This is a genomic window from Pantoea sp. 22096 (assembly GCF_052045955.1).
GTDB classification, from domain to species: Bacteria; Pseudomonadota; Gammaproteobacteria; order Enterobacterales; family Enterobacteriaceae; genus Pantoea; species Pantoea alfalfae.
The window spans coordinates 972,316-986,815 of record NZ_JBQEPW010000001.1 but is presented as its reverse complement, the minus strand read 5'-3'; the positions used below and the strand labels follow the sequence as shown (position 1 = coordinate 986,815).

Sequence of the window (14,500 nt, the reverse complement as noted above, 5' to 3'; positions counted from 1 at the left end):
TGTAAGATGTTCGCCACTGATACCGTACTGACACACCGTAAGGTTTTTTTACTTATTGCGATCGTTTTTCTGATTGCTTATAGCCCCGCTTATTTAACCCATTACGCCTATACCGATGACTGGACAAATCTCTACTGGGCTAACTCTGACAAGCTCAGCATCTTAAACTGGGACACGTTATCCGGCAGGCCGGTGTATGGCGTTATTCAGTACAGTGCTTCTTTTCTGGTGGAGAGCGTAGAACGACTGGCGCTGTTGCGTTCTGTCGCCCTTGTTCTGCTCATTTTTACCGGGTATTACATCTATACCCTTTGTCAGAAAGATGCGCTGCTGGAGAATCAGGCTCAGCGGATCACTTTTGCATTATTGATTTGTCTGCTCCCTTCATTTCAGGTTTACGTTGCATGGGCATCCTGTTTCCCCTATATCGCTGCGATTTTACTGGCGGGTGCCAGCTACCGTTTGTCGATTAAACCGGGCATCCCAGCCAGGCTGTTAGCATTCTGCCTGCTGACCATCGCTTTCTGTCTCTACCAACCGGCCGCAATGAGCTTTACCTTCTTTGCTGCGCTGGACCTTTGCTTTTCCGCGCGGAAAATTGATAAGAAACAGGCGCTAATCTCACTGATGGTGCTGGGCGCAGGCATGTTTGCTGCGCTACTCGCCTCGAAGGTGCTGCCCGTTCAGCTTTATGGTCACACGCTGCCCCGCTCGGCATTCAGCTACGACATCCCGGTTAAGCTGAAATGGTTTTTTACCGAGTACCTGAAAAACGTTATCTGCAACTTTGATCTCGGTGCAAAAACGGTGTCGGTGATCCTCTCTGCGACCATTATTGGTTTTGGGCTTAAGAAAATTAAAGCCGCAGGCAACGACAAATTTTATCTGATGTTCGTCTTACTGCTGATCGCCGCACTGCCCAATCTGATTGTCAGCGAAAGCATGGCTGCTTACCGCACGTTGATTGCCGGTGCATTGATTACCACCAGCGCATTTATTCTCGGCCTGTTTGAAATCAGCAAAAAGATAAAATGGAAAAAGCCTTTTTATACGCTGCTGGTGATAGCGGCTGGCTCGCTGACGATAAGCCATCTGATCAACGGCTACTCCGTTCCGGCTCGCAAAGAGTTTGCCCTGCTCGATCAGGCAATCATTCAGCAGGTTCCGAAAGATTTTAAGGGCGCACTCTATTATCGCCTGACCGGGGAGTACCTGCCGAAGGTTGCGACGTTACGTAAATATGATGATTTCGGCGGGCTGGGCCTGAGCATGTCATGGACATTCGCCGGAATGGCGCATTTTATCAGGGAGAAGAATGGGATGGCTTTTACGCTGCCAGCGGACCCGGTGATCACTGATGAATCTGCCTGTCCGGGTGAGTGCCTGACTATCGATTCGCGGCAGGTCCTGCGTCAGCCGCATTAAATAATAAAGGCGGCAAGGCCGCCTTTATTGTCCTCCAAAGGTTCAGGCGGACTTATTGCCGCCCTTCTGCAGCGCCTCTTTTAACTGGCTCAGCAGCTCACGACGAAAGTCGCCGAGCCTCGGCTTATCCTGCTCCAGCCAGGGCAATGGACGGCAAAGCTCCATCGCTTTTATGCCCAGTCTTGCGGTTAATAACCCTGCACCAATACCCTGCGCGGCCCGCGTAGAAAGCCGGGCGGCAAGGTCCTGCGACATCCAGTCCATACCCACTTCCCGCACCAGTTCAGATGCCCCGGCAAAGGCCATATTAAGCAGCACCAGACGGAATAGCCGGATGCGGCTGAAGTAACCCAGCTCAATGCCATAGATTGCCGCGATACGGTTGACCAGCCGCAGATTACGCCAGGCGATAAACGCCATATCCACCAGCGCCAGCGGGCTGACCGCAATCATCAGTGTGGCTTCCGCTGCATGACGGCTGATCTCGCGTCGCGCCTGACGATCCAGCACTGGCTGCACCAGCTGTGCATATAAACGGACGATTTCACTGTCATTGTGGGTTTCGTGCAGTGAAGCATGCCAGCGCTGCAGAGCCGGATGCGCCTGATCCAGCTCCGCCTGTTGCGCCAGCTTTTCGCAGAATGCGCGGCCTTTGCCGATGCCATGACTGTGCAGCTGCTCGCGGCCCACATCCCTCTCCTCTGCGCGCTGACGCAACTGATAGAGGCGACGCCACTCGGTGGTCAGCGCACCCACACCGGCCAGGACGATCAGGCCACCTGCCACGCCGCTGCCCAGCGAAAACCAGTCGCGGGCCAGCCAGGCATCGTGCGTCCACTGTACACCCTGCGCCATCACGCTGACGCCGAACAGCAGTGCGCCTGCTGTCACCATTTTGCGCCACAGGCTCCGCTTAGGCTTCAGCGCGGCTTCTACCGCCCGTTCACCTGCGCCCTCCTCTTCAACGGCGGCATCTTCATCCTGCACCGCCAGAAACGCAGCCTGCGCTTCTGCTTCAAAGGTTTGCGCCGGACGCAGCGGCGTCGTGCTGCTCTCATCCAGCGGATGGGCAAAATCGATACGCGGCTTCAGCGGATCGCTCATCGCAATTTATCTCCCAATAAAAATTCCAGCGCGGCATCCATGCGGATATGCGGCAGCGGACGATCAACGTCAAGCTGCTGCGGCCGGAACTGTTCAAACTGAAAACCCTGCTGCTGCCAGAAAGCATTACCGGGCAGGCGCGGCGGCACTTCGCCGGGATAGACGGTGAGCGGCTCGCCATCGGTCAGTCGATGACCGCGCAGGGCCGGGATCTTCTCGCCACGGTGATCGACCAGCCCGCTTTGCGTCGCCTGCACTGACGCCAGCCCGATGCAATCCATACTGATGCCTTCAAATGCCGCGTTCTGCCACGCATCCTGCACCAGTTGCTGCAACAGAGACACCATGTTGCCATGCTGATCGCTGGTAATGTGGTCCGCCTTGGTGGCGGCAAACAGTAATTTGTCGATTACCGGTGAGAACAGCCTGCGGAACAGGGTGCGCTGACCGTAATGAAAACTCTGCATGAGTTGCGTAAGTGCCAGTCGCATATCATTAAACGCCTGAGGTCCGCTGTTCAGCGGCTGCAGACAGTCCACCAGCACAATCTGGCGATCAAAACGCAGGAAATGGTTTTTATAAAAGCCTTTAACCACATGCTGACAGTAGTAGTTAAACCGCTGCTGCAACATGCTGAAGTTGCTGCCTTTGTCGGCCTGCGCAAGCTTAGTCAGTTGCGCCTCATCAGAAGTCGGCCAGGGGAAGAACTGCAGCGCGGGCGCGCCTGCCATATCGCCAGGCAGTACGAAGCGGCCCGGCTGAATAAAGTGTAAGCCTTCCGTTTTACAGCGATGCAGGTAGTCGGTCCAGGCGGCAGCAATTTCCGCCAGCTGGGTTTCATCGGCGGGTGCTAACGGGTCGAGTTTTTCGCAAAGTGCGCGCCACGACTTAGCCCACTCAGCGCGATCGCCCTGCAGCAGAGCGTTCATCTGTCGGGACCAGGTGAGGTAATCCTGCGCCAGCATCGGAAGATCGAGCAGCCATTCGCCGGGATAGTCGACAATCTCAAGATAGAGGGTCGCCGTCTCTTTCAGATGGCGCAGCAGTGAATCATTAGGCCGGTAGCGCAGCGCAAGACGCATTTCGCTGACGCCGCGGGTTGGCGTGGGCCAGGCGGGCGGCGTGCTGTAGAGCTGTGCCAGACCTTCGTCGTAGGTAAAACGCGCCGTGCCCATGTCGCGCTGCGGCACCCGTTTCACGCCCAGCAGGCGTTCATCCCGCACAACGGAAAACAGCGGCAAACGTGCGCCGCTGTGAACCGTTAAAAGCTGATTAACCAGTGAGGTGATAAAGGCGGTTTTACCGCTGCGGCTTAAACCGGTGACCGCCAGCCGCAGGTGGCGATCGACGCCACGGTTCATCAACGCCACTAATTCAGTTTGCAGTCTTTTCATCGTTCTCCCTGATGAAGCGCGATGCCACCCGGTTCATCACGCGTTTCAGCAGTGGCTCAAGTGCCACAGCCAGCAACAGACGTAACGGGCGTCGCGCTACCGATTTCACCGCCCAGCCAGTCACACCAGCAGGACCGTAGGTAACAGCATTGATAATGATGAATTTAGCCGCCGACTTCAATGCAGGTGCCGCGCGGTGACGAAAAGCAGTGGATCGCGAAAAAGACATCAACACCTCCATAGAGAGAGCGGACGGGCCTGAAGACGGCCCGGGAATAAAATAATCAAATCTGGCGGAAACGGCTGCGTACGCTGAAGGTTTCAGACGTGACATAGCGCTCCAGGTCGCGCACGTTGCGCTCATCCCGTTGCAGGGTGCTCTCCAGCTGATCCAGCAACTCGCTGGCGGTTGGCTGGCGTTCGCCGTCACTGGCATTGGCAGGCTTCTCATCCAGCACAAAACCCAGCACGAAGTAGGCGATCACCGTAAAGACAAACAGTCCAAAGAACAGCGATAACACCACAATAACCCGCAGCAGGCGAACCGGAATGTCGAGATACTCTGCCAGACCCGCGCAGACGCCCATCAGCTTGCCTTCATCAGGCTTGCGCCATAATTTACGACCTTTCATCATGGCTGCCTCCAGTTAGGATGCTCGGCGTCCAGAATCGCTTCCAGCGCATCAATACGTTCACGCATCCGCTGCGCATCCTGCGTGACGCGCTGCAGGCGCTGGATTTCGCTTTGCGACAGTTCCGAACCGCCGCTGCGTTTGTTGCTGTAATGCAGCCATAACCAGATCGGTGCGACAAACAGCACGAAGATCGTTAGCGGTATGGCGAGAAAAAGTGCGCTCATTGACTCTCCTTAATCACTTATCGCAACGTCGATGATTACTCACTGCGGTTCATTTTGGCTTTCAGCGCATTAAGCTGCTGGCTGATTTCATCATCCGCTTTCAGGTCAGTAAACTGCTGGTCCAGAGTTTTAGGTTTACCAAAACCGTGGCTTTCAGCTTCGGCTTCCATGTGGTCAATGCGACGTTCAAAAGATTCAAACCGAGCCATCGCTTCGTCGATTTTGCCGCTGTCGAGCTGACGACGCACATCGCGTGATGAAGAAGCCGCCTGATGACGCAGTGTCAACGCCTGCTGACGAGCACGCGTCTCGCTCAGTTTTTTCTCCAGCTCGCTGATTTCGCCTTTCATGCGTTCCAGCGTCTCTTCAACCTGGCCCACTTCCTGTTTCAGGGAGGCGATCAGGTCGGTGAGTTTCTGTTTTTCAATCAGCGCCGAACGCGCCAGATCATCTTTGTCTTTGCGCAGCGCCAGCTCCGCTTTTTCCTGCCAGTCAGCCTGTTGCAGCTCAGCCTGCTCAATACGGCGTGACAGCTGTTTCTTTTCAGCCAGCGCCCGGGCAGAGGTGGAACGCACTTCGACCAGCGTGTCTTCCATTTCCTGAATCATCAGGCGGACCAGTTTCTGTGGATCTTCCGCACGCTCCAGCAGGGAATTAATGTTGGCATTTACGATGTCAGCGAAACGAGAAAAAATACCCATAATGATGTTCCTCTTTTAATGTTTTAAAACGTGATGCCCTGCCTGATTAATACAATATGCGTGCCAACTTTTTATCATATTGATTTTAATGTAATTTTAAATTTTACAGCCTTTTCGCCTTGTTTTAAGATAGTCAAAATGATTAAGGGATGGCGAAATTCATCATGACAGGCACTAATGATAATCTGCTGGGTGAGTCTAATAATTTTCTGGAGGTACTGGAGCAGGTTTCAAAACTGGCTCCCCTTGAGAAACCGGTGATGGTGATTGGCGAGCGCGGCACGGGTAAAGAGCTGATCGCCAGCCGGCTGCACTATCTTTCTGACCGGTGGCAGGGACCCTTTATCTCACTGAACTGCGCCGCGCTGAATGAGAATCTGCTCGACTCTGAGCTGTTTGGTCATGAAGCCGGCGCCTTTACCGGGGCACAGAAGCGCCATCTGGGACGTTTTGAACGTGCTGACGGCGGCACGCTGTTTCTGGATGAGCTGGCAACCGCACCAATGCTGGTGCAGGAAAAACTGCTCAGGGTAATTGAGTACGGGCAGCTGGAGCGCGTAGGCGGCAATCATGCCCTGCAGGTTAACGTACGGCTGGTCTGCGCCACCAACGAAGATTTGCCCGCCCTGGCGGCGGCAGGAAAATTCCGCGCCGATCTGCTGGATCGTCTTGCCTTTGATGTGGTTCAGTTGCCGCCTCTGCGCGAACGTCGCAGCGATATTCTGGTGATGGCCGAGCATTTTGCCATCCAGATGTGCCGCGAGCTTGGCCTGTTGCTGTTTCCCGGATTTACCGCTAAAGCGCAGCAGGCCCTGCTTGATTACCACTGGCCCGGCAATGTTCGCGAGCTAAAAAATGTGGTCGAGCGTTCGGTTTATCGTCACAACAGCAGCGAGTTGCCGCTGGATAATGTCATTATCAACCCGTTCGCTTCACGCTCTGAACCGGTTGTGCTCCCGCGATTCAGTCAGGAGACGCAGCGTGGCGGCCTGCCTGCTCTGCCGCTGGATCTGCGTCAATGGCAGAATCAGCAGGAGCGGGATCTGGTCGATGCCAGCCTGCACCAGGCTCGTTATAACCAGCGCCGCGCTGCCGGATTATTAGGCGTCACCTATCATCAGTTGCGCGCAATGATGAAGAAGCACGATATAAAAGCAGAGAGTTAATTTACGCCACCCCAACCTATGATTTTTCTCGTCCTTGTGAATTAACAACCCGGTATAAACCGGGCTGTTTTTCACGTAGAGCCATCTATCCATTATGTGTTGTGCGACTTAGTCCCCATTTTTTCAGGTTGCCTGATGGCAGGAACCAGACCGACGCCAGCGGTAGCCATCACCACGGCCAGCGCTGACATCAGCAATACAGCACTCATACCAAAGTGTGTTGCCAGCGGACCCGCGACCAGTTGTCCAAAGGGAATGGCGATAAAGGAACCCATCGCATCATAAGCGTACACGCGAGCCAGCTTATCCGGTGGAATATGAGTCTGTAATGCGTGCGCCCAGGTTACGCCGAACAGGCCCAATGACATGCCAGCAATAAAGAACCCTGCTATCAGCAGTGCTGCTGACGCATTCTGGCTCAGCATAAGTATTGGGAGTGCGTAAAGACCTGCCAGCATCGCGCCAATAAAGAGATCACGACGTGGATGCCATCTCATAGCCAGAAATGAACCTGCAATTAAACCCGCGCTATGGGCGGCCACAATAATCCCCCACTGCGCCCGTCCGAAAGAGGCGTCGGCAATCATCGGGCCAAATACCTCTGCAATTCCATTGAACGCGACGTTAATAATGGCAAACTGAAGGACTATCGACCAAATCCAGCTTCGTCCGGCGAACTCTGCCCAGCCTTCTTTGATATCACGCAGGATATTGCCTTGCGAAGCCGCGGCTTTATTCGATTTCACACGGATCAGGAAATAGAGCGGCGCGGAAACGGCAAAACCCAGCGCATCAATTGCCAGTCCCCATCCCGGCCCGACAGCGCTGGTGATAATTCCCCCCAGCGATGCCCCCATTACCGTACCGCCATAAATCCCCAGCTGAATTAAAGCATTAGCCTGACGCAAATCCGTTGCAGGAACCACCTGCGGAACCAGCGCAGACGAAGCTGGCAGAGCGATGCCTGCTGCCGCACCATTCAGGGCACCCAGCAAAGTCAGGCTAATGACGGTTGCTGAACCATTGAGTACAGACCAGGCGACGATAGCCTGAGAAACAGCGGCAACCAGCGCCGATACAACTAATACATGGCTGCGTGAGTAGCGATCGGCAATGACACCCCCTACCAGCAGAAATAGCACGTTGAACAGTGAGCGGGACGCAACAACTATCCCTAAGTCAGAGGCAGAACCACCAATATCCAGTACCGCAAAAGCCAGCGCAATGGGAGCAATTCCATTGCCCAGTACGGTGAAGAGACGTCCGAAAAAGAGGTAACGAAAGGATGAATGCTGAAAAGCCTGAGCGTTTTTTTGGAATTTATTCATTGCCAGGAAGTAGGTGACCAGAAGATGAGCTTATAGTACCTGCGTTTTTGTAAAAGTTAAGCGCGATATTACACTTTCCAGCGTCAGATACATCGAATGCATGCGGATATAAACACAATCTATAATTCAAGGGATTACATGATTTACTATTCTGGTTTGAATCTTAACTAAACTATTGATACCAATACCCGTTAATAGTTGAAGTGGCTTTTAATCAGATTTACAGCAATTAATTGAATAATCCATTTCGCACTACATAACCATGGTGTGGAAAGATCCCAGCCATTACATATGAAATTATTAAATATTGATCTTTATCATTATGCCTTCGATTTTTTTAATATGCACTTGAGGTTTATGCGAAGCCAGCATTAACTCTCCTCCAAAAGGAATATAACTTAACCCATTAAAGTATTTTTAATATGGCTATTCCAGCATATCTTTGGTTGAAAGATGATAGTGGTGCGAGCATCAATGGTTCAGTAGATGTTAAAGACCGAGAGGGAAGCATTGAAGTTACGGGTTTTTCTCATAACTTAAGACTGCCGACTGATTCTATGACAGGCAAGCCCACAGGGACAAGAAAACATGCACCCATCATCGTTCAAAAAGAATTCGATTCCTCTTCGCCCTACCTTTATAAAGCAGTGGCAACTGGACAAACATTAAGGTCAGCCGAGTTCAGATGGTACAATATCAACTACGCAGGTCAGGAAGAAGAATACTTCAACATATTACTTGAAAATGTCAGAATTGTCGGTATCTCGCCCATTATGCATGACACTAAAGACCCTGAAAAAGAAAAACATAATCATCTTGAATGCGTTGAGTTTGCTTACGAGAAAATAACCTGGAAGCATTGTGATGGTAACATCATTTTTTCAGATAGCTGGAATGAAAAGGCATAAATCATGAGATATCCTGCCTTAGCGGCATCTCCGTCTCCTCCTTATGATATTCTTTCATTTACTCCAGCTGGAGTTTCGTTGATAAACAATATGATGGTTGCACGTTTTCACAGGGGACCCTCAGCCCTGACATATGTCTGGTTTTATAACCAGGTTAAAGGACATGGCCCATGGGACTATAAATTTCAACAGGGGAGCCAATATGAACATTTTGGTAATTTTCATTATGGTGCTGTGGGGCATGCCGCTGGAATAAAAGACACTGTTTTTCTTCGCGCAGCCGGTTGGGCGCAAAACCGGGCCGGAACCCGCAGAGAGGAATTTGATGTCTGGTATGGCGCAGCGCCTTTTGGAGATGACCCTGACGATCAATACTGGATAAGAGCTGGGATAGATTATGCAAAACGTTCCGGTTTTTAAAAAGCGCACGCTGGTTCTGATGCTGATGACTATTGTCTTTGCAGGCTGGCGGCTTTCGCAGTTATCACCGCTTGAACAGTCAATCATCAGGAAAGTTAACGTCAGCAGCCGGATTAACCTTTACATCACCGAAGCCAGTGCGGGTGCCACAACTGCCTTCTCATACCGTTTTTATCTTTATGATGCATCCCGAAGCGATGAATCTTTTAAAGAAAGTCTGAACGACGACCTAAAGCCTTTCCTGATCACCTCAGATGATGACGTCTTTCCTCGCGTTCGTGATAAGGCGATATATTTGACGATTAACGGCGAGATTTTCGCTTTCCACAATTTGCCTGGTATTCGCATCAACGAGGAGCCCTATTCCGTCCCGGTCTTCCTCACCGCCTCACCACTTTGATCCCCTTTGCTTGCAATCTCTTCCCCGTCCAGACAGGCATGCCACTCTACAAAAGCAAAAAAAAGCCCGCCAACAGGCGGGCAACAATACTGGAAGCAATGTGAGCAATGTCGTGCTCTTCTTCGGCAGAGCCACCGTCGAAGCGCAGGTGAATAATAATCATTCTTATTATCATCTGTAAAGCAGTTATTGAGAATTTTTCTCATTACCACACCTTCTGTGTGCGCATTATGCGTTGCGATGACGAAAATCAGGCTGCCAGTGGCTGCAGGTTTTGGGACTATGCCCGCTTTGCGATACACTTCGGTTAATGCCTCAAAATCGTTGAGTTCTATGTTAAAACTACTATGTTCGCTGTTGCTTGGCCTCAGCGCGTTAAGTGCCCCTGCGTGGTCAGCGCCTGCCGGTGATATACGTCAGACCGGCTTTGTCTATTGCGTCAGCGGGACGCTGAACACCTTTAATCCGCAGATGGCCAGCAGCGGGCTGACTGTCGATACGCTGGCAGCACAGTTGTATGACCGCTTACTGGATGTCGATCCCTACACCTATCGTCTCAAGCCCGATCTGGCGTCGAGCTGGGAAGTACGCGATAACGGCGCGACGTATCGTTTTCATCTGCGCAGTGGCGTCCAGTTTCAGCAGACTAATCAGTTTCGCCCGACCCGGCCGCTGAACGCCGACGATGTGGTCTTCAGCTTTGCAAGGATGTTTGACCGTCATCACCCCTGGCATAACGTCAATGGCGGTAACTACCCCTACTTTGATAGTCTGCAATTTGCCGATTCCGTACAGAGCGTGAAGAAGATCGACAACAGAACGGTTGAGTTCAGGCTTAACAGCCCGGATGCCTCGTTCCTGTGGCATATGGCGACCCACTATGCGCCGGTATTGTCGAAAGAGTATGCCGACCAGCTCACCGCTAAGGGCCGTCAGGAAGAGATGGATCGTCAGCCAGTGGGCACCGGTCCTTATCAGCTCAGTGAATATCGCACCGGTCAGTACATCCGTCTGGCGCGCAATCCTCACTATTGGCGTGGGGTGCCGCGTCTGCAACAGGCGGTGATCGATCTTGGCTCCGGCGGAACCGGGCGCCTCTCCAAACTGTTAACCGGTGAATGCGATGTACTTGCCTATCCCGCTGCAAGCCAGCTCAGCATACTGCGCGATGACCCGCGCCTGCGGATGACGCTGCGTCCCGGTATGAACATCGCCTATCTGGCTTTTAATACCCGTAAACCGCCGCTCGACCGCCCTGAAGTGCGGCATGCGCTGGCGCTGGCCATCAACAATGAGCGGTTAATGGAGTCGATTTATTACGGCACTGCCGAAACGGCCGCTTCGATATTACCGCGCGCGTCATGGGCTTATGACAATGATGCACGCATTACCGGCTATGATCCCGGGAAGTCCCGTGCCGCGCTGGCTGCACTCGGCATCAGCGATCTTCATCTGAGGCTGGTTGTGCCTGCCGCCTCGCAGTCGTGGAATCCCAGCCCGCTGAAAACCGCCGAACTGTTACAGGCGGATCTGGCGCAGGTTGGCGTCCGGCTGACAATTGTGCCGGTAGAGGGACGTTTTCAGGAGGCGCAGCTGATGGCAATGAATCATGATCTGACGCTGTCAGGCTGGGCAACCGACAGTAACGATCCGGACAGCTTCTTCCGCCCGCTACTCAGCTGTGCGGCGATTCGCTCGCAGACCAATTACGCGCACTGGTGCTCTCCGGCTTTTGACGAAACGCTGCAGAACGCTCTGTTATCACAACAACTCTCTGGCCGCATAGACAGTTATGACAAAGCGCAGCAGATTCTTGCGCAGGAGTTACCGGTGCTGCCGCTGGCCTCCTCTCTGCGACTGCAGGCATTTCGTCATGATATCAAAGGGCTGGTACTGAGTCCGTTTGGCAACGCCTCGTTTGCCGGAGTTTATCGTGAAGCTGATGAGGGTAAGTAAGTGATTATCTATATTTTGCGCCGCCTGCTGCTGCTGCTCATTACCCTGTTCCTGCTGTCGCTGGTCAGCTTCAGCCTGAGCTACTTTACCCCTAACGCCCCGCTGGAAGGCGCTGCGCTCTCCGATGCCTGGTGGTTTTGGTTTAAAGGGATGCTGCAGTTTGATTTCGGCGTCTCCAGCACCAACGGTCAGGAGATTGGGCTGCAGCTGCGTGAGGTTTTCCCGGCCACCATGGAGCTCTGTATCCTGGCGTTTCTGTTTGCGCTGCTGGTCGGTATCCCGCTGGGGATTTGCGCCGGTGTGATGCGCAATAAATGGCAGGATAAAACTATCAGTGCGGTGGCCCTGATCGGCTTCTCTGCACCCATTTTCTGGCTGGCACTGCTGCTGACGCTGTTCTTCTCGCTGACCCTGGGCTGGCTGCCGGTATCGGGACGTCACGACCTGCTCTATCCGGTGCAGAATATCTCCGGCTTTGCGCTGATTGATGCCTGGCTGAGTCCTTCGCCCTGGCGGCATGAGATGATTATCAGCGCCCTGTCCCACCTGATTCTTCCGGTGCTGGTGCTGGCGATGGCGCCGACCACAGAAGTGATCCGGCTGCTGCGCAACAGCACCAGCGATGTGATGGATAAAAATTATGTCAAAGCAGCGGCCACGCGCGGTCTTTCGCGCTTTACGGTGATCCGCCGCCATGTGTTGCACAACGCGTTACCGCCCGTCATCCCGCGTCTGGGCCTGCAATTCTCCACCATGCTGACGCTGGCGATGATCACCGAAATGGTCTTTAACTGGCCTGGTCTGGGCCGATGGCTGATCAACGCGATTCGTCAGCAGGATTATGCGGCGATCTCAGCGGGTGTGATGGTGATTGGCGGGCTGGTGATTCTGGTGAATGTGATTTCTGACGTGATTGGTGCGGCAATGAATCCGCTGAAACATAAGGAATGGTATGCCCTCCGATAATATTTACGCCGAAAAACGCCTGCCCAGCGCGTTTCGTCAGAGCTGGCATCATTTCTATGGCAACCCGATTTCGATGGTCGGCCTGTATGGCTTTGGCGCATTGCTGCTGCTCTGCCTGTTTGGCGGGTTCATGGCACCTTATGGTATCGACCAGCAGTTCCTGGGATATCAGTTGCTGCCGCCGTCATGGTCGCGCTACGGCGATGTCTCGTTTTTCCTCGGCACCGACGATCTGGGCCGTGACGTACTGAGTCGCCTGCTGAGTGGTGCCGGCCCGACGGTGGGTTCGGCGATTCTTGTGACGCTATTCGCTACGCTGGGCGCGCTGGTGCTGGGCGTGCTGGCGGGCATGACGCACGGCATTCGCTCGGCGGTGATGAACCACGTGCTGGACACCCTGCTCTCTCTTCCGTCGCTGTTGCTGGCGATTATCGTAGTGGCGTTTCTCGGGCCGCGTCTTGAGCATGCCCTGCTGGCGGTCTGGCTGGCGCTGATGCCACGCCTGGTGCGCGAGATTTACAGTGCCGTGCATGATGAGCTGGAAAAAGAGTATGTGGTTGCCGCACGCCTGGACGGTGCGCGTGGCCGTAATATTCTGCGCTACGCTATATTGCCAAACATTTTACCGTTGCTGATTACCGAAATTACCCGCGCGCTGTCGATGGCGATTCTGGATATTGCCGCACTCGGCTTTCTTGACCTCGGCGCGCAATTGCCTTCGCCGGAATGGGGTGCGATGCTGGGCGATTCGCTGGAGCTGATCTACGTTGCGCCCTGGACCGTGATGCTGCCCGGTGTGGCGCTGATGGTCAGCGTATTAATTGTTAACCTGCTCGGTGACGGCATCCGTCGCGCCGTCGAAGCGGGAGTGGAATAAATGCCATTACTTGATATCCGTAATCTGACCATTGAATTTATGACCGCTGACGGGCCGGTCAAAGCGGTCGACCGTGTTAATCTGACGCTGGGCGAAGGTGAAATACGGGGTCTGGTTGGTGAATCCGGCTCCGGTAAAAGTCTGGTCGCCAAAGCTATCTGCGGCGTGACCAACGATAACTGGCGCGTGACCGCCGATCGCATGGTATTTGATGATGTGGACCTGCTGCGCCTCTCCGCGCGCGAGCGCCGTCGCATTATCGGACATAACGTCTCAATGATTTTTCAGGAGCCGCAATCCTGTCTCGATCCCTCTGAGAGCATTGGCCGTCAGCTGATGCAGGTGATCCCACGCTGGACGTATAAAGGTCCATGGCTTAAACGCTTCTGGTTCTGGCGCAAAACCCGCGCTATCGAACTGCTGCATCGCGTCGGCATCAAAGATCATAAAGACATCATGCGCAGCTTCCCCTACGAGCTGACCGAAGGCGAATGCCAGAAAGTGATGATCGCCATTGCGCTGGCTAACCAGCCGCGTCTGCTGATTGCCGATGAACCGACCAATGCTATGGAACCCACGACGCAGGCGCAGATATTCCGCCTGCTAAGCCGTCTGAACCAGAATAACAACACCACTATTCTGCTGATCAGCCACGACCTGCGCAGCATGAGTCAGTGGGCGGACCGCATTAACGTGATGTACTGCGGTCAGACGGTGGAAACCGCTCAGAGCGAAGATTTAATGAGTACGCCGCATCATCCTTATACGCAGGCGCTGATTCGGGCGATGCCCGACTTTGGCCGCGCGCTGCCGCATAAAAGCCGTCTCAATACGCTGTCAGGCGCCATCCCCTCGCTGGAAAGCCTGCCGATTGGCTGCCGTCTGGGGCCGCGCTGCCCCTACGCGCAACGCAAATGTGTTGAAACGCCGCGCCTCACCGGCAGTAAGACACATCTCTTCGCCTGTCATTTCCCGCTGAATATGGAGGGCCAGTAG

At 53.8% G+C, this 14,500-nt stretch carries 16 protein-coding genes; 9 read left to right on the top strand and 7 right to left on the bottom strand.

The genetic code is table 11. The features are described 5' to 3' along the window. Window positions 1-6: 6 nt before the first annotated feature. On the top strand, window positions 7-1,425 hold the full coding sequence (locus ACTJKZ_RS04530; protein ID WP_285088411.1) for a hypothetical protein: 1,419 nt from the start codon (window positions 7-9) through the stop codon (window positions 1,423-1,425). 42 nt (window positions 1,426-1,467) lie between these two features. Here the strand turns inward: ACTJKZ_RS04530 and ACTJKZ_RS04525 are convergent, their stop codons facing one another. From ACTJKZ_RS04525 to pspA, 6 genes are read right to left on the bottom strand one after another with little or no spacing between them, the layout of a single operon-like run. After that, on the bottom strand, window positions 1,468-2,529 hold the full coding sequence (locus ACTJKZ_RS04525; protein ID WP_440829292.1) for a YcjF family protein: 1,062 nt from the start codon (window positions 2,527-2,529) through the stop codon (window positions 1,468-1,470). Beyond that, window positions 2,526-3,923 (bottom strand): YcjX family protein, encoded by a 1,398-nt coding sequence (locus ACTJKZ_RS04520; protein ID WP_222925428.1) that lies wholly within the window; start codon window positions 3,921-3,923, stop codon window positions 2,526-2,528. The genes ACTJKZ_RS04525 and ACTJKZ_RS04520 overlap by 4 nt, the downstream gene beginning before the upstream one ends. Next, window positions 3,904-4,152, bottom strand: coding sequence for a phage shock protein PspD (gene pspD, locus ACTJKZ_RS04515; protein WP_003853796.1), 249 nt, complete (start codon window positions 4,150-4,152; stop codon window positions 3,904-3,906). The genes ACTJKZ_RS04520 and pspD overlap by 20 nt, the downstream gene beginning before the upstream one ends. A 55-nt stretch (window positions 4,153-4,207) precedes the next feature. Continuing rightward, window positions 4,208-4,558 carry an envelope stress response membrane protein PspC gene (pspC, locus tag ACTJKZ_RS04510; RefSeq protein ID WP_013357981.1) on the bottom strand — a complete coding sequence of 117 codons (351 nt, stop codon included), beginning with the start codon at window positions 4,556-4,558 and terminating at the stop codon, window positions 4,208-4,210. Then, on the bottom strand, window positions 4,555-4,782 hold the full coding sequence (gene pspB / locus ACTJKZ_RS04505) for an envelope stress response membrane protein PspB (RefSeq protein WP_161735233.1): 228 nt from the start codon (window positions 4,780-4,782) through the stop codon (window positions 4,555-4,557). The genes pspC and pspB overlap by 4 nt, the downstream gene beginning before the upstream one ends. Before the next feature lie 35 nt (window positions 4,783-4,817). Further along, window positions 4,818-5,483: a phage shock protein PspA gene (gene pspA, locus ACTJKZ_RS04500; protein ID WP_098050427.1), complete on the bottom strand. Its 666-nt coding sequence runs from the start codon at window positions 5,481-5,483 to the stop codon at window positions 4,818-4,820. Between the two features lie 164 nt (window positions 5,484-5,647). Here pspA and pspF point away from each other — a divergent pair, with 164 nt between their 5' ends. Beyond that, the gene (gene pspF, locus ACTJKZ_RS04495; RefSeq protein WP_161735239.1) at window positions 5,648-6,649 is read left to right on the top strand and encodes a phage shock protein operon transcriptional activator; all 1,002 of its coding nucleotides are present in this window, start codon (window positions 5,648-5,650) and stop codon (window positions 6,647-6,649) included. A gap of 92 nt (window positions 6,650-6,741) precedes the next feature. Here the strand turns inward: pspF and ACTJKZ_RS04490 are convergent, their stop codons facing one another. Next, entirely contained in the window at window positions 6,742-7,977 is a 1,236-nt protein-coding gene (locus ACTJKZ_RS04490) for an MFS transporter (protein WP_440829291.1), read from the bottom strand. A 422-nt stretch (window positions 7,978-8,399) separates the two neighbouring features. Between ACTJKZ_RS04490 and ACTJKZ_RS04485 the strand changes: the two genes are divergently transcribed. The 7 genes from ACTJKZ_RS04485 to sapD all read left to right on the top strand — a co-directional run bounded on the left by ACTJKZ_RS04485 (window position 8,400) and on the right by sapD (window position 14,500). After that, entirely contained in the window at window positions 8,400-8,885 is a 486-nt protein-coding gene (locus ACTJKZ_RS04485; RefSeq protein ID WP_122458382.1) for an Hcp family type VI secretion system effector, read from the top strand. Between the two features lie 3 nt (window positions 8,886-8,888). Further along, a complete protein-coding gene (locus ACTJKZ_RS04480) occupies window positions 8,889-9,305 on the top strand; it encodes a polymorphic toxin type 44 domain-containing protein (protein WP_440829290.1) in 417 nt (138 codons plus the stop codon). Further along, the gene (locus tag ACTJKZ_RS04475) at window positions 9,283-9,705 is read left to right on the top strand and encodes a hypothetical protein (RefSeq protein ID WP_161736798.1); all 423 of its coding nucleotides are present in this window, start codon (window positions 9,283-9,285) and stop codon (window positions 9,703-9,705) included. The genes ACTJKZ_RS04480 and ACTJKZ_RS04475 overlap by 23 nt, the downstream gene beginning before the upstream one ends. Before the next feature lie 333 nt (window positions 9,706-10,038). Beyond that, a complete protein-coding gene (sapA, locus tag ACTJKZ_RS04470; protein ID WP_161736799.1) occupies window positions 10,039-11,661 on the top strand; it encodes an ABC transporter substrate-binding protein SapA in 1,623 nt (540 codons plus the stop codon). Next, a complete protein-coding gene (gene sapB / locus ACTJKZ_RS04465) occupies window positions 11,662-12,627 on the top strand; it encodes a putrescine export ABC transporter permease SapB (RefSeq protein WP_161736800.1) in 966 nt (321 codons plus the stop codon). Continuing rightward, window positions 12,614-13,504, top strand: a complete 891-nt coding sequence (sapC, locus tag ACTJKZ_RS04460; protein WP_013357991.1) for a putrescine export ABC transporter permease SapC — start codon at window positions 12,614-12,616, stop codon at window positions 13,502-13,504. Before sapB ends, sapC begins: the two co-directional genes overlap by 14 nt. After that, the gene (sapD, locus tag ACTJKZ_RS04455; protein ID WP_440829289.1) at window positions 13,505-14,500 is read left to right on the top strand and encodes a putrescine export ABC transporter ATP-binding protein SapD; all 996 of its coding nucleotides are present in this window, start codon (window positions 13,505-13,507) and stop codon (window positions 14,498-14,500) included.